The organism is Chitinivorax sp. B, from assembly GCF_005503445.1.
In the GTDB taxonomy this organism is placed as follows: Bacteria; Pseudomonadota; Gammaproteobacteria; order Burkholderiales; family SCOH01; genus Chitinivorax.
In genome coordinates this window covers 14,545-30,835 of sequence record NZ_SCOH01000015.1, presented here as the reverse complement: position 1 = coordinate 30,835, position 16,291 = coordinate 14,545, and the positions used below count along the sequence as shown (strand labels likewise).

General features: G+C 52.1%; 17 protein-coding genes. 8 read left to right on the top strand and 9 right to left on the bottom strand.

Annotation, left to right across the window (positions count from 1 at the left end; all coding sequences use genetic code 11):
• Window positions 1-180 precede the first annotated feature (180 nt).
• The 7 genes from FFS57_RS11060 (at window position 181) to FFS57_RS11030 (ending at window position 7,408) form a co-directional block, all read left to right on the top strand.
• Window positions 181-1,191, top strand: coding sequence for a methionine ABC transporter ATP-binding protein (locus tag FFS57_RS11060; protein ID WP_137937858.1), 1,011 nt, complete (start codon window positions 181-183; stop codon window positions 1,189-1,191).
• Complete coding sequence (locus FFS57_RS11055) at window positions 1,192-1,851, top strand: methionine ABC transporter permease (RefSeq protein ID WP_137937857.1); 660 nt, start codon at window positions 1,192-1,194, stop codon at window positions 1,849-1,851.
• 83 nt (window positions 1,852-1,934) lie between these two features.
• Window positions 1,935-2,714 carry a MetQ/NlpA family ABC transporter substrate-binding protein gene (locus tag FFS57_RS11050; RefSeq protein ID WP_137937856.1) on the top strand — a complete coding sequence of 260 codons (780 nt, stop codon included), beginning with the start codon at window positions 1,935-1,937 and terminating at the stop codon, window positions 2,712-2,714.
• Window positions 2,715-2,866: 152 nt separating this feature from the next.
• Window positions 2,867-3,649: a cystine ABC transporter substrate-binding protein gene (locus FFS57_RS11045; RefSeq protein ID WP_502705911.1), complete on the top strand. Its 783-nt coding sequence runs from the start codon at window positions 2,867-2,869 to the stop codon at window positions 3,647-3,649.
• Between the two features lie 213 nt (window positions 3,650-3,862).
• Window positions 3,863-4,534, top strand: a complete 672-nt coding sequence (locus FFS57_RS11040; protein ID WP_137937855.1) for an amino acid ABC transporter permease — start codon at window positions 3,863-3,865, stop codon at window positions 4,532-4,534.
• Between the two features lie 249 nt (window positions 4,535-4,783).
• Window positions 4,784-6,151 (top strand): pyridoxal-phosphate dependent enzyme, encoded by a 1,368-nt coding sequence (locus FFS57_RS11035; RefSeq protein WP_137937854.1) that lies wholly within the window; start codon window positions 4,784-4,786, stop codon window positions 6,149-6,151.
• Window positions 6,152-6,256: 105 nt separating this feature from the next.
• Complete coding sequence (locus tag FFS57_RS11030) at window positions 6,257-7,408, top strand: trans-sulfuration enzyme family protein (protein WP_137937853.1); 1,152 nt, start codon at window positions 6,257-6,259, stop codon at window positions 7,406-7,408.
• 86 nt (window positions 7,409-7,494) lie between these two features.
• On the opposite strand, the gene FFS57_RS11025 is transcribed toward FFS57_RS11030, so the two are convergent.
• Window positions 7,495-8,007: a DinB family protein gene (locus FFS57_RS11025; protein ID WP_137937852.1), complete on the bottom strand. Its 513-nt coding sequence runs from the start codon at window positions 8,005-8,007 to the stop codon at window positions 7,495-7,497.
• 315 nt (window positions 8,008-8,322) lie between these two features.
• Between FFS57_RS11025 and FFS57_RS11020 the strand changes: the two genes are divergently transcribed.
• Entirely contained in the window at window positions 8,323-8,769 is a 447-nt protein-coding gene (locus FFS57_RS11020; protein ID WP_137937851.1) for a hypothetical protein, read from the top strand.
• Window positions 8,770-8,818: 49 nt separating this feature from the next.
• Here FFS57_RS11020 and FFS57_RS11015 read toward each other — a convergent pair whose 3' ends face one another.
• From FFS57_RS11015 to accD, 8 genes are all read right to left on the bottom strand, one after another.
• Window positions 8,819-9,181: a cupin domain-containing protein gene (locus tag FFS57_RS11015; protein ID WP_137937850.1), complete on the bottom strand. Its 363-nt coding sequence runs from the start codon at window positions 9,179-9,181 to the stop codon at window positions 8,819-8,821.
• 4 nt (window positions 9,182-9,185) lie between these two features.
• Window positions 9,186-9,674, bottom strand: a complete 489-nt coding sequence (locus FFS57_RS11010) for a GNAT family N-acetyltransferase (protein WP_137937849.1) — start codon at window positions 9,672-9,674, stop codon at window positions 9,186-9,188.
• Window positions 9,674-10,858, bottom strand: coding sequence for an O-succinylhomoserine sulfhydrylase (locus FFS57_RS11005; RefSeq protein WP_137937848.1), 1,185 nt, complete (start codon window positions 10,856-10,858; stop codon window positions 9,674-9,676). The genes FFS57_RS11010 and FFS57_RS11005 overlap by 1 nt, the downstream gene beginning before the upstream one ends.
• Before the next feature lie 231 nt (window positions 10,859-11,089).
• Window positions 11,090-12,613 carry an amidophosphoribosyltransferase gene (gene purF / locus FFS57_RS11000; protein WP_137937847.1) on the bottom strand — a complete coding sequence of 508 codons (1,524 nt, stop codon included), beginning with the start codon at window positions 12,611-12,613 and terminating at the stop codon, window positions 11,090-11,092.
• Between the two features lie 6 nt (window positions 12,614-12,619).
• Entirely contained in the window at window positions 12,620-13,111 is a 492-nt protein-coding gene (locus FFS57_RS10995) for a CvpA family protein (protein ID WP_137937846.1), read from the bottom strand.
• A gap of 40 nt (window positions 13,112-13,151) precedes the next feature.
• Entirely contained in the window at window positions 13,152-13,901 is a 750-nt protein-coding gene (locus FFS57_RS10990) for an SPOR domain-containing protein (protein ID WP_137937845.1), read from the bottom strand.
• A gap of 15 nt (window positions 13,902-13,916) precedes the next feature.
• Window positions 13,917-15,197: a bifunctional tetrahydrofolate synthase/dihydrofolate synthase gene (gene folC / locus FFS57_RS10985; RefSeq protein ID WP_137937844.1), complete on the bottom strand. Its 1,281-nt coding sequence runs from the start codon at window positions 15,195-15,197 to the stop codon at window positions 13,917-13,919.
• A gap of 216 nt (window positions 15,198-15,413) precedes the next feature.
• Window positions 15,414-16,283: an acetyl-CoA carboxylase, carboxyltransferase subunit beta gene (gene accD, locus FFS57_RS10980; protein WP_137937927.1), complete on the bottom strand. Its 870-nt coding sequence runs from the start codon at window positions 16,281-16,283 to the stop codon at window positions 15,414-15,416.
• Between the last annotated feature and the right edge of the window lie 8 nt (window positions 16,284-16,291).

The following is a 16,291-nucleotide window of genomic DNA, read 5'->3' as shown; positions in this document are numbered from 1 at the left end:
AAGCCCCCATTAGATTAAAAACGAATAATCAAATGCAAATTTTCTATTAATTAGAAATATAGAGAGCTGGTATAGTGCATCGCAACAGGCCAAAACGCACCAGTTCGGTGCGTCAAAAATCCGGTTACCTAATGTAACCAGCTGGCTATTCCGCCATGAGCTCAATCAGAAAGTAGTCAATTGATTCGTATCAGTCGTGTGTCCAAGTCGTATCAGGTTGATGGCAAACCACTACCAGCCCTGAAGGACATTTCCCTGGACATTAACCAGGGTGAGGTTTTCGGCATCATTGGCCGATCGGGTGCGGGTAAGAGCACCCTGATCCGTACACTTAACTTGTTGGAACGCCCGAACAGCGGCGCCGTTGAAATCGACGGTATCGATATCACCCACCTTGATGATCAGGCATTACGTACACTGCGTCAGCAAATTGGCATGGTATTCCAGCATTTCAATCTACTTTCCAGCAAAACCGTGGCCGACAATGTCGCATTTCCGCTCAAGCTGGCAGGTAAGCTTGGCGTGGCCGAGCACGCAGCACGGGTCACCGAGCTGCTTGCGCTGGTCGGACTCCTTGAACATCGCAATAAATATCCATCGCAGTTGTCTGGCGGCCAGAAACAGCGTGTTGGTATCGCCCGTGCCCTGGCTTGCCAACCCAAGCTACTGTTATGCGACGAAGCAACATCAGCCCTTGACCCGCAAACGACTCGCTCCATCCTGCAATTGCTGCTGGACATCAATCGCAAGCTTGGCCTGACCATCGTATTGATCACACATGAAATGAACGTGATCCGTACCATCTGTGACCGTGTTGCCGTGATCGAAGCTGGACAGATTGTGGAAAGCGGCCCTGTGGTCGATGTATTCCTGCACCCACGCCATGCCGCCACTCGCAGCATGGTTGCCGAAAGCAGTCATTTCGACGAGCTGGAACAGGCATTTGACGTGAATCAGCCACGCGGCAAGCTGATCAAGTTGTCCTTCATGGGTGAGAACACCTATCAGCCAGTGATTGATCACGTCGCCAAAACCCATGCTGTCAAAGTCAACTTGTTGCAAGGCACCATCGGCCGAATCAAAGACACCCCTTATGGTCAGTTGATCGTTGAGTTGCAGGGTGCAGCCGATGATGTTGCCGCAGCTCACGCTGCCTTTGCAGCCCATCAGGTACATGTGGAGGTCGTATAAATGGATTTTTCTACCATTGATTGGCAAGACATCGGCCAAGCCACGCTGGATACATCGATGATGCTGGGTGGCTCACTGTTTTTCACCGTCCTGCTAGGCTTGCCGCTGGGTGTACTGTTGTTTCTGACTGGCAAACGTCAGTTGCTGGAAAACCGCTGGTTCTATGCTGCGCTATCATTTGTGGTAAATGTGCTGCGCTCAGTGCCATTCGTGATCCTGTTGATTTTACTGATCCCGTTTACGGTTTGGCTGGTTGGCACTTCGCTGGGTGTTACCGGTGCAATCCCACCACTGGTAGTCGGTGCCACACCATTCTTTGCCCGCTTGGTGGAAACCGCCCTGCGTGAAGTGGACCGTGGCATTGTTGAAGCCTGTCAGGCCATGGGTGCCAGCACCCGTCAGATCGTGATCGGTGCTTTGCTCCCCGAAGCTTTGCCAGGCTTGGTGGCAGCAGTCACCGTCACCGCCATTGCATTGGTGTCCTATACCGCCATGTCTGGCGTGATTGGCGGCGGCGGCCTGGGTGACTTGGCGATCCGCTTTGGTTACCAGCGCTTTCAAACTGACGTGATGGTAATTACCGTGTTGTTGTTGTTGATACTGGTACAGGCCCTGCAAACACTGGGCGACCACATCGTGGTTCGCTTCACCCGTAAATAGATTGATAGAGGGCTGGCTGGATTTCACGTCCCTTGCCAAAAATGCCCCAACTCACTGCTGAAACGATTTAAGGAACAACGACTATGAAGAAATTTGCCCCGACGCTGCTCGCTGGCCTGTTGGCCGTGATTGGTACTGCCAATGCCGAAAAACTGAGTGTTGCTGCCAGTGCCGTGCCACACGCTGAAATCCTGCAATTTGTAAAACCAGCCTTGGCCAAGCAAGGGGTGGAGCTGGATATCAAGGTCTTTACCGACTATGTGCAGCCCAATGTCCAGGTCGCTGAAAAACGGCTGGATGCAAACTTCTTTCAACACAAACCTTACCTGAGTGAATTCAACAAGAACAAGGGGACCAATCTGGTGACTGTAGTACCGGTACATGTTGAACCCTTCGGCGCCTATTCGCTCAAGCACAAGAAAGCTACCGACCTACCAGATGGTGCGACCGTTGTAATTCCAAATGATCCGTCCAACGCTGGCCGCTCTTTGGTCTTGTTGCAACAAAATGGTCTGATCAAACTGAAAGACCCAAGCAATATCCTGTCAACTACCAAGGATATTGTCGAAAACAAGAAGCATCTGAGCATCAAAGAACTGGAGGCCGCTACACTGCCGCGCGTACTGAATCAGGTCGATCTGGCACTGATCAATACCAACTACGCGCTGCAAGCTAAGCTAACCCCCACCAAGGACGCACTGTTCATCGAGGGTGCCAACTCGCCTTACGCCAACCTGCTGGTGGCTCGTCCGGATAATAAGGATGCACCTGCAGTGAAAAAACTGGCGGCGGTGCTGAACAGCGCTGATGTCAAAGCCTTCATCGAAAAACAGTACAAGGGTGCCGTCGTCTCGGCATTCTAAATCAGAGATTTACACACCGGCATTGCCAAGCGGGCCGGTTTCACTGGATGATGCCGGACACATGGCAGCCCTGACCAGGCCGCAGCCGGCGAAGCGCCCAGAGCAGGCCGATGCGGATTCCGCACAAACCTGCTCCGTTCATAGGAGTCGTCATGAAATTGCAACGTATCGTTTCCGCTATTGTACTGGCTGGGCTGGCACTGTCTGCCAATGCAGCCGATCTGCTGGAGACCATCAAACAACGTGGCACCCTGAAGATTGCGGTGGAAGGCACCTATCCACCGTTCAACTTCAAAGACAAAAGCGGCCAATTGACTGGATTTGATGTTGAAATCGCCAAGGCAATTGCCGAACGTTTGAAGGTCAAGCCTGAATTCACCACCACAGAATGGAGCGGCATTCTGGCCGGCCTGCAGGCCGGAAAGTTCGATATCATCGTCAATCAAGTATCCATCACGCCACAACGTCAAGGTGTGTTCGACTTCTCCGAGCCTTACACCTTCTCCAGCGCACAGTTGATCATCAAAAATGATGACAACCGTATTTTCAAGTCGCTGGATGACCTGAAGGGCAAGAAAGTGGGGGTCGGCCAGGGTAGCAATTATGCCGACATGGCCAAAGCTGCAGCAGGTGTGGAAGTCAAAACCTACCCAGGCGCACCGGAATACTTGCAAGACCTGACTCGGGGACGCATCGATGCTGCACTGAACGACAGTCTGTTGATCCCGTTCATCATCAAAGAAGCCAAATTGCCGATCAAGGCCGGGGCTGCTGTTGGTAACGTAACTACCATGGCCATCCCGTTCCGAAAGAACAACCCACAGTTCAAAATGGCCATCGACAAGGCCATTGTCGAGATCAAAGCCGACGGTACATTTGCTCGTATTTCGAACAAATGGTTTGGGCATGATGTCAGCAAAGCACCCGGCGTATAAGCACCTGTTGAAGATCTGTCATGAATATCCGGCATAGGTCCCAGAGAATCTGCAGCCTTGCTTGAACATGCTCAATTTTGAGCCCGCCTCTGAAATGGACCCTGCTGAAACACCAGTCGGGTCCATTGGCGTTTTATGTAACCCAATTGGTGAACCCGTCACATTGATGGTATTACCCTACATCGGCCTACACTCAGCCAGACACGCGCCAACATGAACTTTCTCACCCTGATCATTGATGCCTTTCCAGCCATGCTCAAAGGCGCTGGTTATACCTTGCTATTTGCGGCGGCCTCCATGCTAGGCGGTTTATTGATGGGCTTTGCAGTGGCACTTGTCCGGGTGCTGGCCATTCCGGGCCTGGATTACATAGCACGTTTCTATGTCAGCCTAATGCGCGGCACGCCACTACTGGTCCAAATCTTTGTCATTTACTACGGTCTACCCAGTGTTGGCCTCGAATTGTCACCGATCACTGCCGGCATTCTGTCGCTCAGCCTGAATGCGGGTGCCTATCTATCGGAAAGTATGCGCGGTGCCATTCAGGGTATCGGCCCAGGTCAATGGCAGGCGGCATCCAGCCTGGGCCTGACCTATGGCCAATCGCTGCGTTACATCATTGGGCCGCAAGCTTTGCGCTTGGCTGTACCTAGCTTGTCGAACAGCCTGATCAGCTTGATCAAGGACACCTCCCTGGTCTCGGTCATCACCGTCACCGAGCTGATGCTGGCGACCAAGGAAGTGATTGCCACAACCTTTCAGCCCTTACCACTCTACCTGGCGGCCGCTGGTATCTACTGGGTACTCAGCCTGGCGTTCGAACAGGTTCAGCGTTGGTTGGAAACACGATTGGGACAAGGCTATGCATCAACAAAAAACAACTGACCACTTAAGCCAGACCTAACGTAACGTTAACATTTGAGTCAGCAAATTGTTGCTGAGCACCGACCATCTGCTTATTCGAATGCAGTATGAAAATATGAAATTCTATTTCATTTGGTAATAATGTAGGCTTCGCTTCACCCAAATCAACAATGCCTGGCTTGGTAGGTACCTATCCCTTGCCTACCAGCGCAAACACTCAGGCACATTCCCCACCGCGAGCCACCCTCGCCCCGGGATCAGGAGACATACATGACTACTGCTCAATCTTCACTCAATCTGATCGGCAATACCCCCGTCATTGAACTGACCAAACTGGATACCGGACCGTGTCGACTGTTTGTGAAGCTGGAAAATCAAAACCCCGGCGGCTCGATCAAAGACCGTATCGCGCTCTCGATGATTGAAGCCGCCGAACGGGATGGCCGACTGAAACCGGGCGGCACCATCGTCGAAGCCACTGCAGGCAATACTGGCCTGGGACTGGCTCTGGTAGCGGCGCAAAAAGGTTACAAGCTGACGCTGGTGGTACCGGACAAGATGAGCCGGGAAAAAATCTTCCACCTGAAAGCGTTGGGTGCCAATGTGGTGCTGACCCGATCCGATGTCGGCAAAGGCCACCCAGCCTACTACCAGGATCTGGCCAAACGTCTGACTGAAGAAACACCGGGTGCATTCTATATCGACCAATTCAACAATCCAGCCAACCCGGCTGCACATGAACACGGTACTGGCCCTGAGATGTTCGATCAACTGGATGGCAATATCGATGCCGTGGTGGTCGGTGTGGGTTCTTGCGGCACACTGACGGGCCTTACCCGTTTCTTCCAGAAACGCTCGCCGCACACGGCATTTGTTTTGGCCGATCCTCAAGGCTCAGTGCTGGCGGACCACATCGAGACAGGTCATTTTGGCGAAGCTGGCAGTTGGCTGGTGGAGGGCATTGGTGAAGATTTCATTCCGCCCCAAGCCGATTTCAGCCAAGTCAAACGTGCATTCCGGATCAGTGATCAGGAAAGTTTTGACACTGCCCGTATGCTACTGAAAGAAGAAGGTATTCTCGCCGGTTCGTCGTCTGGCACACTGGTCGCTGCTGCACTACGCTATTGCCGCGAACAGACCAGCCCCAAACGGGTCATCACCTTCATCTGTGACAGTGGTAACAAATACCTGTCGAAAATGTTCAACGACTTCTGGATGATTGACCAAGGCCTGATCAGCCTGCCCAAGTACGGCGACCTGCGCGACCTGATCACCCGGCGTCATGCTGAGGGGGGTACCGTGATTGCAGAACCGACCGATACTTTGGCCACCGCCTATGCCCGCATGCGGCTGTATGATGTATCACAACTACCTGTCATGGAAGGCGACAAAGTCTTGGGACTGATTGACGAATGGGACCTTTTGAAAGCAGTGCATGCCGAGCCAGGTAACTTCCGTCAGCCTGTCAGCAAGGCAATGTCCGGTGATTTGCAAACACTCAGCCCGGACGCCCCGATCAGCGCCCTACAACCCTTGTTTGATCAGGGCCGTGTCGCCATTGTGGTCGATCAAGGCCGTTTCGTTGGCCTGATCACCAAATCCGACCTGCTCAACCACTGGCGCCATCAACTGGCTTGATCGTGCCTTGCAATATCCTGAGTACCTTGACACACCCGAATGCCCACTCATCGTGGAGAGGCATCAGATTGTTCAAGGCACTTGTTTGTTCACGAAAGGAATAGCATGTCCGATTTTGATACTCTGACGGTCCATGCCGGCTATACCCCGGATGCAACTGGTGCTGTCATGCCCCCGATCTATGCCACCTCGACCTATGCCCAGCAATCGCCTGGGGTGCATACCGGTTATGAATACTCGCGCAGTCAGAACCCTACCCGTGAAACATTCGAAAAAGCCGTTGCTGCAATCGAAGGCGGTAGTCGTGGCTATGCCTTTGCATCCGGCCTGGCTGCCATGTCCACCGTGCTGGAACTGCTGGACCAAGGTTCACATGTGGTTGCAGTGGATGATCTTTATGGTGGAAGTTTTCGCCTGTTTGAGCGTGTACGGCGCCGTACTCAAGGCCTGGACATCACTTATGTCGCACCTGGCAATACGGAGGCCCTGGCCGCTGCCATTCGCCCCAATACTCGAATGATCTGGGTCGAAACCCCCACCAACCCGTTGCTGAAACTGTCTGATCTGGCCGCCATTGCCGCAATCGCCAAGCAGCATGGCATTCTGTCGGTCGTTGACAATACCTTTGCTTCGCCCTATCTGCAGCAACCGCTGTCGCATGGTTTTGACATTACCCTTCACTCTGCCACCAAATACCTGAATGGCCACTCTGATGTGGTCGCCGGTGTTGCTGTAGTGGGTGACAATCCGGAACTGGCTGAGCAACTGGCCTTTCTGCACAATGCAGTTGGTGGTATCCTCGACCCATTCTCAAGCTTTTTGGCCACACGTGGTCTACGTACGCTGTCATTACGCATGCAACGCCATTGCGAAAATGCCCAGCAAATCGCTGAATGGTTGACTACACAGCCTCAGGTCAAGGATGTCATTTACCTAGGTCTGGAGTCCCACCCACAGCATGCCTTGGCCAAACGCCAGATGCGAGGCTTTGGTGGCATGATCTCAGTCCGTCTCAATAGTGACGAAGCCGGCGCACGCCAAGTATTGGAACACTGCGAACTGTTCACCCTGGCAGAAAGCCTTGGTGGTGTGGAAAGTCTGATTAGCCTGCCCGCAGCCATGACGCATGCCTCCATCCCACTTGAACGTCGCACGGCATTGGGTATTGGCCCGAATCTCATCCGGCTGTCTGTCGGGATCGAATCGGTAGACGATTTGATTGGTGATTTGAAGCAGGCATTTTCTGCATTGTCATAATTAAAAAGCCCGGGTAAACAACCCGGGCTTTTTACATCAGTAACCATGGTAGTGAGCTAATAGTTATAGCTCAAGACATCAACGTGTCAAGCTTTGGCTATGTTATCCACTGACATGGGGGATTCGATCCTCGCCTTCAACCATTGGAGCCCGGCAAGGTGTTGTTGATCGTGACTGCATAGCAAGTGTAACAGTCCACGAAGCGTGATCGCACAGCCTTCAAACATTGCAGGGCGAACCAGTTGGTCGGGACTCAGCTGGGTGACAAGCTCAATCGTCTTGGCTCGTGCTTGTTGAAATGTGGCGAATACTTCTGCAGCATTTGCTACTGAATAGTCTCGCTCTTTCGACAGGATCTCACCATCCAACGATTCGAGCAGCGGATTCTCTTCCCGTAAAGTTCGCAGAATTCGTACATGGTAGCCATCGATTTCAATGTCTCGAATATGACAAATCTGTTCAAGCGGAGTAAAAGGCTCGCTAGGAATACCTACCCAAGATTCAGGGCGCCAATTTTTGAAATCATTGGGAATCGCTGCGTAATGAGCCGCAAGCTGATGGGGAAAATCACCAAGGGCAGCTAGTGTAATGAGGTCCATGTTTTATACCTGTGGGTTAGCTGTCGTCACTATTTGGTAGTCAATTAGCCAAATGAAGGGGTTATCTGCCACTTACCGACCGATCTGTAATCCAAGCAACACTTGGCAGCCAGATACAGTCGCTGAGCAATCATAGCAGACCACCATCTTGCGTAAAATGGCTACCAGCCTTGATCTTAGCCTGAATCACTGGTGTTTTGTCATCTGAAGATCCGAGCCGTATGCATTACCAAGGCAGCCATCTTTTGAAATGGTAACCTTTCAAAAAACCTTGGCAAATAAAGGGCACATAATGGTTCGCCACAACGAAGCACCATGAAAACATTACTATTGGCTGTGCTGTTGCTACCCACCACCCTGCGTGCTGAAGAAACCACTCCTGAAACCATTGTTGCGTCGCGCTGGCAAGCGCTATCGAAGGAACCCGGCCGTCGCCCGGATATTAAGGAAGGTCACCCCAATCTGAACACTCTGCCCACCAAGGAGTTTATCCGCGCACTTGATCGGGTGACTGAGTCCGGTTTTTATGAGTGTGAAGTATCACGTGACTTGCAAGTGTTTGACCGATTTGCCACCGTCTATAGTGTGGTCGAATCCAGAACCGAAAAATTATCCACCAAATCCGACTTCACTGGTGTGAACAGCATTCAGCTGTACAAGTCTGACAAAGGATGGCAGGTTATTTCCCTGTATTACCACATTGGCCCAAATGGGTTATCTGTTCCGTTGAACGGCAGTGAGGCAGGAAAATGTATTATGTAGGCGACTGCATCAATGCAGGCACCTGCAACGTCATTCATGACACTGACTACTATTTCCGTTCAACAATCACATAATATTTACAGACGGCCTCGACTACTTCAAATTGCCCGATAAAACCAGCTGGGATCACAGCGGACTCACCTGCCCGCACTTCAGTCACCTGCCCATTTGCATCATGCAGTCGCACCACCCCTTCAATAACACAGAAAAACTCATCTTTGTTGTCAGAGAAAGCAATTTGCCATATACCCGGCTCGCAAGCCCAGATACCACAATCCATGATGCCATCAGCACTGGTGAAGTGATGCCAGGTCGTGCGTTGCGGATTACCAACAACTAAACGATCCGCTCTGGGACGATCATAAGTAGGTTGAGGATTCTGCTGCGAAAAAGCGGTGATACGTTTTGTCATGGGATTAACTCGAACGACTTGTTGAATTAGAAATCTTGCCAAGTGACACCAGTGCCAACCCCTCCGCCGTATGAAATCTTGTCTGCTCGACAAAACCTAGCTTGCGATACAGCGCCAATGCCGGTGTGTTGGCCACGGCAGTAGTAACGGACCAAGTAGCTGCAGTACCGGCGGTTATCTCGAACAACGCTTGCAGCAACCGCTGCCCCCATCCTTGACGAGTATGACGCGGGTGAATGGCTAAGCGGCAGATATCCACCTGACCATCCTCACAAACCCAACCGAGAATCCCTATTAATGCACCGCTTCCATCTTTCACTGTCAGCAAGGTTTCCCTCAGTTGAGCCAACTCTTCGACGGTTTCATGCAATGGTGGTAAGTCCGGAAAACCGATCAACTCAGCCTCCAGACGGTAGGCAAGCTGCTGCAGCTGATAAAGTGCTTCAGCCACGCCAGGTACAGTTGCAGTTGCATCGATTGAGGCAATTTGCATTACTGAGCCAGCCCTGCCTTCAAATCACGCTTAAGGTCTTCAACCGATTCCAATCCTACCGCAATCCGCAGCATACCTTCCGTGATGCCCGCAGCAGTACGAGCTTCTGGGGTAATACGTCCATGAGTGGTGCTTGCTGGATGTGTAATGGTGGTTTTGACATCCCCTAGATTGGCCGTGATCGACATCAGGCGGGTGCTATCCACAACACACCATGCAGCCTCACGACCACCTGCCACCTCAAAGGTGACAATACCACCACCGAAGCGCTGTTGGCGAAGGGCCAAGGCATACTGCGGGTGTGATGGCAGGCCTGGGTAGAACACGCGGGAGACATTCGGCTGTTGCTCCAGCCAACCAGCTAGTTCCAATGCATTGCGACTGTGTGCTTCCATACGCAGTTTCAAGGTCTCCAGACCTTTGAGAATTACCCAGGCATTGAAAGCAGACAGCGTTGGGCCTGCGGTCCGCAGAAAACCGAAAACTGGCTCCAGCAACTGCTTGCTGCCAAGCACCGCTCCGCCCAACACCCTACCCTGACCATCCAGATACTTGGTGGCAGAATGGATGACAATGTCAGCCCCCAGCGTCAGCGGGCGTTGCAAGGCCGGAGTGCAGAAACAGTTATCCACTGCCAGCAATGCACCATGACGGTGAGCAATAGCTGACAATGCAGCAATATCACCCAATTCGGTCAATGGATTGGACGGTGTCTCGACAAACAGCAGCCGGGTATTGGGCTTGATAGCCCTTTCCCACGCCTCGGTATCCGCCAGATCAACATAACTGGTCTCAATGCCAAAACGGCTGAGAATGGTGTTGAATAGTTGCACCGTGGAGCCGAAGAGGCTTTTTGACGCCACGATATGATCTCCAGCAGACAGTAGCCCCATAATGCAGCTGGTAATGGCAGCCATGCCCGAGGCCGTTGCCACGCAGAACTCAGCCCCTTCCAATACAGCCAGACGATCCTGAAATGCCGTCACGGTTGGATTGGTGAAGCGTGCATAGATATTGCCCGGCTCACTACCACCAAATCGGGCCGCTGCTTGTGCGGCACTGTCGAACACAAAGCTGGAGGTGAGAAACATCGCTTCACTGTGCTCGCCAAATTGAGTTCGATCTATCCCAGTACGAATTGCCAGGGTTTCCAATTGCCAGTCTCGGTCAGCAAAATCAGTCATCTTAGGTCCAGTAAAAAACAAAACCCGCTTGGACAGCCAAGCGGGTTCAGGATCAAAACCTCAGAAACTCGACGGTTTAGCTGTATTTATAGTGCGCCCGCAAGCGGTAAAAAATCGGCGCAATTGAAATAGTCCGTGATCTTGGGGTTTGCTGTCAAGCCTGACAACGATCCTACACACAAGAAAGTCACACCACTATACAGTAGGCTACGACATATCCTGATTGGGGAATTAGATCAGATTTTGCTCCGCCACCCCAATATTGAAGTCCAGATCTCGTTCCTTGTCCGCCTTCGCAGAATCGTTGCGCTCGCTCTCGATCTTGGCCAGATAAGCCTCATCGATATCGCCAGTAATATATTTACCACTGAAACAGGAGGTCTCAAAAGTCTTGATATCAAAGTTGCAACGATGTACCGCAGCCTCAAGCGCTTCCAGATCTTGATAGACAACTGCATCAGCCCCAATTTCGCGAGCAATGGCAACATCGTCACGTCCTGTTGCCAACAGTTCATTACGAGTTGGCATGTCGATACCATATACATTCGGGAAGCGCACTGGCGGAGCTGCCGAGGCAAAATACACCTTCAACGCACCAGCCTCGCGAGCCATCTGTACAATTTCACGAGATGTGGTGCCACGTACGATCGAGTCATCCACCAACAGTACGTTCTTGCCTTTGAATTCCACAGCAATCGGACTCAACTTCTGGCGAACGGATTTCTTACGCACTGCCTGACCCGGCATGATGAAAGTACGGCCAATATAGCGGTTCTTCATGAACCCTTCGCGATACGGCAGCCCCAGGTGGTTAGCCAATTGCAACGCACTCGCACGGCTGGTATCGGGAATGGGAATGACGACATCGATGTCCAGATCGGGCATGGTCTTGCGGATTTTATCCGCAAGGAATTCGCCCATATAAAGACGCGACGCGTGCACTGATATACCGTCCATGACCGAATCAGAACGGGCAAAATAAACAAACTCGAAAATACAGGGGGTATGGGTGGTATGCTCGGCACACTGACGGCTGAAAAATTGGCCGTCCTGTGTGATATAGACCGCTTCACCAGGGGCAATATCGCGTACTGGCTGAAAACCCAACGAATCCAGTGTGACCGATTCCGACGCCAGCATGTATTCGGTACCCAGTGCAGTTTCTGCCTTACCCAACACCAGCGGGCGAATTCCATTTGGATCACGGAACGCCACCAAACCATGACCTGCAATCATTGATACAACAGCATAAGCGCCACGAATACGGGAGTGCACAGCGGACACAGCAGCAAACACCGCATCCTGATCAATACGATCACCACGTGTCTGCTTTTGCAATTCATGTGCAAACACGTTCAATAACACTTCCGAATCGGAATTGGTGTTGATATGTCGTAAATCCTGGCGATACATCTCATGTTTGAGCTGATCGGCATTAGTCAGGTTACCGTTGTGTGCCAGCACAATGCCAAATGGGGAATTGACGTAGAACGGCTGTGCCTCGGCCAGTGAGGACGCTGAGCCGGCTGTTGGATAACGGACATGGCCAATCCCGGACGTACCTTGCAAGGAACGCATGTTACGAGTACGGAAGACATCGCGCACCAAGCCCGATCCCTTGTGCATATGGAGGCGTGGGCCATCCATGGTAACAATGCCTGCAGCATCCTGACCACGATGCTGCAAGATCAACAACCCATCGTACAACAATTGATTGACAGGCGTCTTGGCAACTACACCGATAATTCCGCACATAATTACTTACTCATATTTAATGTGTTTGGCGAGCCCATCCGGCAGCCAAGACTTGACGGCAAGCGCCACGGCCTCGAACACAGGGCTGAACATCGCATTTTTCCACATCGGCTCACGAGGCAGCGAGGTCAACCCCGCCAACAACACCAGCACGACAACGATAAAACATCCACGTACCAGGCCAAATATTGCACCTAACACCCGATCAGCCCCTGACAGGCCAACAACCTTGATGACTTCTGCCAATGCAATTGTCAGCAGGGTCATAATCAACAAGGAACCCAGAAACAAGCCCAGAAACCCCGCCAGCAGCTTCAACTCCTCACTGGGAATTGAATCAGGCAATAATGGCGTGACTTCAGTGGTGTAATTCCTTGCCACGAAAAATGCGACTACCCAGGATGCCAGCGCCATCAACTCTCGCAGCAAACCGCGCATCACACTCAACAAGACTGAAAAACCAACGATCAGTAGCACACCGTAGTCAAATGGGGTCATTGTGAGTAGTGGTCAAGGCGAATAGCCGATTAAAGTATAGTCAGCGAGGTACAATTACGCCGCTGTAACCTAGGGACTTCAACTTTTCCAGCGCGTTTTCAGCTTGCTGCCGATTGGCAAACGGGCCAGCCCGTACACGCGTCAACGGTCCCTTTGCTTCTGCATAGGCCGGCATACCCGCCTGTTGTAGCTTACTGGCCAATTGCTTGGCCTTATTATCTTCAGATAAAGCTGCCACCTGAATGGCAACTGAGCCTTTGGTATCTGCTTTGACGGAGCCAGCATCCGTCTTCTTCACTTCAGACTTTGGCTCTTTGGATTCCACCGGTTCTTTCTTAGGCTTGGGCGCTTCCACCTTGGCAGGCTTTTTGGCCTCAACCTGCTCATGCAAGGATTCTTGTGGCTTGGGCGAGGGTTTGGTTTCTGCCTGTGCTGGTGTGGACTCAACAGGTCGGCTACCATCTACGGTAGCTGGTACAGCAGGTTTGGTCTTTGCTGGTTCTGGAACTGGCGTTGGTAACACTGGCACCATTGCAGCAGGATCGTTGTTTTCAAGTGGAGAAGGACGAGCCGCCAGATCTGGGGCAGGCTCCGTACGCAACTGTGGTGCGTTGCTGACAATTTCCACATTTTGTGCTCCCACATGCTGCACAGCGGTTTTGGGTTCACTGTCCAGAACATTCCACAGGACTGTGACAGCGACCAATACCAATGCGATAGCCCCCACCAAGCGACGGCGGGCGCGTTTTTTCAGCTGCAGGAGTTCATCATTCGAAGTGTGTTGGACCATGCCTTGAGTGTCGGCCTACCGGGACTGACGGGTTTGCAATACCTCGGCGACCGTATAAAACGATCCGAAGGCCGCGATTCTATCATTTTCCCCCGCCTTATCACAGGCAGCACGATAAGCTTGTGAAATAGTTTCGAATATCGTTACTTTTCCAGGTACATTTTCAGCGATCAATGCTTGCTGCAAAACCTCGGCAGACATGGATCTCGGCCCAGTCAGCGGTGCAATATACCAGTGATCGATCTGATCCTTGAGAATCGCCACCACACTGGCCATATCCTTGTCAGCAAGCATTGAAAACACTGCAAAAGTTTGTTCGTAGTAACCCATGGATTTAAGGCTGCCCGCCAATGCTCGGGCCGCATGCGGATTATGGGCCACATCCAGAATCACGCTTGGCCGTCCAGGCATGACCTGAAAGCGGGCAGGCCACTCGACTTGCAACAAGCCACGTTTGATGTCCCCGATCCCCACTGGCAACTGCTCGCGCAGCTCATCCAAAATCGCCAAGGCGGTACTGGCATTACTCAGTTGATATGCGCCACGCAGGGCTGGAAAAGGCAATGAAAGATGCTTACCACGCCGCCCCCAAAACGCCCATTGCTGCTCTTGCCGGGTGAAACCAAAATCACGGCCAATCAAGTGCAGTTCAGCACCTATTGAATCGGCATGTTCAATCAGTGTGGCGGGTGGTTGTGCATCACCACATACCGCCACCTTGCCAGTTCGATAGATACCCGCCTTTTCGAACCCGATCTTTTCTCGGGTATCACCCAGGTAGGATTGATGATCCAGATCAACGCTCACCACCGCAGCATAGTCAGCATCAAAGGCATTGACTGCGTCAAGCCGACCACCCAATCCAACTTCGAGAATGGCGATATCCAGCGAAGACTGTGCGAAATGCCAAATAGCCGCCAATGTACCAAACTCGTAGTAGGTTAGCGGCGTATCACTACGCCCTGTCTCCACCGCATTAAATGATTTGACCAGGTCCGCATCCGCAATGGGCTGCAGATCAACAGCCACCCGTTCGTTGTACTGCAGCAGGTGGGGAGAAGTATAACAACCGACACGATAACCTGCCGCAGCCAGAATCGTACTCAAAAAAGCACACACGGAACCTTTGCCGTTGGTCCCACCGATCGTGATGACAGGACATGAGAGCTTCAGGCCCATACGATTGCGCACAGCGTCAACACGCGTCAAGCCAAGGTCTATGGCCACCGGATGCAGTTGTTCAAGATAGCGAAGCCAGTCCGCAACAGATTGTCTTGAATTTGTCGGTTCAGTCATGTCAAATCGTAATGCCATCAAAGATAGGGCAATGCAGATACGTATCCTGCGCCACTATGTTCAGAGATCAAGTTGAAGTAGGAAAGTTGCAACGGGTGCCAAATGGCAATACCCATGCAACAAACAGACAGCCGATCAACCAAGCACAATGAAAACAAGCTTGGTAAATCGGCTGTTGCAACTGCAGCAAGCGACTACGCCACCTGCCTGGGTGTATTAATGATCGCGCGCTGGCAAACGCAACATCAACGTTAACAGATCAGACAGCTTGTCACGCATTTGTCGGCGGTCGACGATCATATCGATAGCACCTTTTTCCAGCAGAAACTCGGCTCGCTGGAAACCTTCTGGTAACGTTTCACGTACGGTCTGCTCGATTACGCGCGGACCGGCAAAACCAATCAGCGCCTGCGGTTCTGCGATGACAACATCACCCAGGAAAGCGAAACTGGCAGATACGCCCCCCATAGTCGGGTCCGTCAGTACAGAGATAAACGGTAAGCGACGCTCAGCCAATTTAGTCAACGCGGCACTGGTCTTGGCCATCTGCATCAGCGACATCAGACCTTCCTGCATTCGCGCACCGCCACTTGCTGCGACACATACGAAAGGTAGATTCTGCTCAAGGCAGGTATTGACACCACGCACAAACCGTTCACCCACCACTGAGCCCATGGACCCACCGATGAACTTGAACTCAAATGCTGCAGCAACCAATGGAACATGATGAATCGCGCCCTGCATCACCACCAACGCATCAGTTTCGCCCGTTTCATTGCGAGCTGATTCAAGCCGGTCAGGGTAACGCTTGGAATCCTTGAACTTCAAGGTATCCAGCGGTTGCACCTCAGCACCAATTTCGAACCGACCTTCCGGGTCGAGCAAAATCTCCAGCCGTTTACGGGCCGATACCGCATTGTGATGATCACATTTGGGACAGACGTTGAGGTTGTTTTCCAAGTCTGTTCGGTAGAGGACGGCCTCACACGCGGAACATTTGCTCCACAAGCCTTCCGGTACACCGGTTTTCGCCCCATTGGCTTTGCTTTTGATCTTAGGCGGTAGCAGTTTCTGTAACCAGCTCATCGTCTCCG

Bases quoted from the DNA above. Each gene is read 5' to 3' on its own strand.
- FFS57_RS11045 (WP_502705911.1), top strand. From the start codon at position 2,867: ATGAAATTGCAACGTATCGTTTCCGCTATTGTACTGGCTGGGCTGGCA.
- FFS57_RS11040 (WP_137937855.1), top strand. From the start codon at position 3,863: ATGAACTTTCTCACCCTGATCATTGATGCCTTTCCAGCCATGCTCAAA.
- accD (WP_137937927.1), bottom strand. From the start codon at position 16,283: ATGAGCTGGTTACAGAAACTGCTACCGCCTAAGATCAAAAGCAAAGCC.
- FFS57_RS11055 (WP_137937857.1), top strand. From the start codon at position 1,192: ATGGATTTTTCTACCATTGATTGGCAAGACATCGGCCAAGCCACGCTG.
- FFS57_RS11030 (WP_137937853.1), top strand. From the start codon at position 6,257: ATGTCCGATTTTGATACTCTGACGGTCCATGCCGGCTATACCCCGGAT.
- FFS57_RS11015 (WP_137937850.1), bottom strand. From the start codon at position 9,181: ATGACAAAACGTATCACCGCTTTTTCGCAGCAGAATCCTCAACCTACT.
- FFS57_RS11035 (WP_137937854.1), top strand. From the start codon at position 4,784: ATGACTACTGCTCAATCTTCACTCAATCTGATCGGCAATACCCCCGTC.
- FFS57_RS11025 (WP_137937852.1), bottom strand. From the start codon at position 8,007: ATGGACCTCATTACACTAGCTGCCCTTGGTGATTTTCCCCATCAGCTT.
- FFS57_RS11020 (WP_137937851.1), top strand. From the start codon at position 8,323: ATGAAAACATTACTATTGGCTGTGCTGTTGCTACCCACCACCCTGCGT.
- FFS57_RS11050 (WP_137937856.1), top strand. From the start codon at position 1,935: ATGAAGAAATTTGCCCCGACGCTGCTCGCTGGCCTGTTGGCCGTGATT.
- FFS57_RS10990 (WP_137937845.1), bottom strand. From the start codon at position 13,901: ATGGTCCAACACACTTCGAATGATGAACTCCTGCAGCTGAAAAAACGC.
- FFS57_RS11005 (WP_137937848.1), bottom strand. From the start codon at position 10,858: ATGACTGATTTTGCTGACCGAGACTGGCAATTGGAAACCCTGGCAATT.
- folC (WP_137937844.1), bottom strand. From the start codon at position 15,197: ATGACTGAACCGACAAATTCAAGACAATCTGTTGCGGACTGGCTTCGC.
- FFS57_RS11010 (WP_137937849.1), bottom strand. From the start codon at position 9,674: ATGCAAATTGCCTCAATCGATGCAACTGCAACTGTACCTGGCGTGGCT.
- FFS57_RS10995 (WP_137937846.1), bottom strand. From the start codon at position 13,111: ATGACCCCATTTGACTACGGTGTGCTACTGATCGTTGGTTTTTCAGTC.
- purF (WP_137937847.1), bottom strand. From the start codon at position 12,613: ATGTGCGGAATTATCGGTGTAGTTGCCAAGACGCCTGTCAATCAATTG.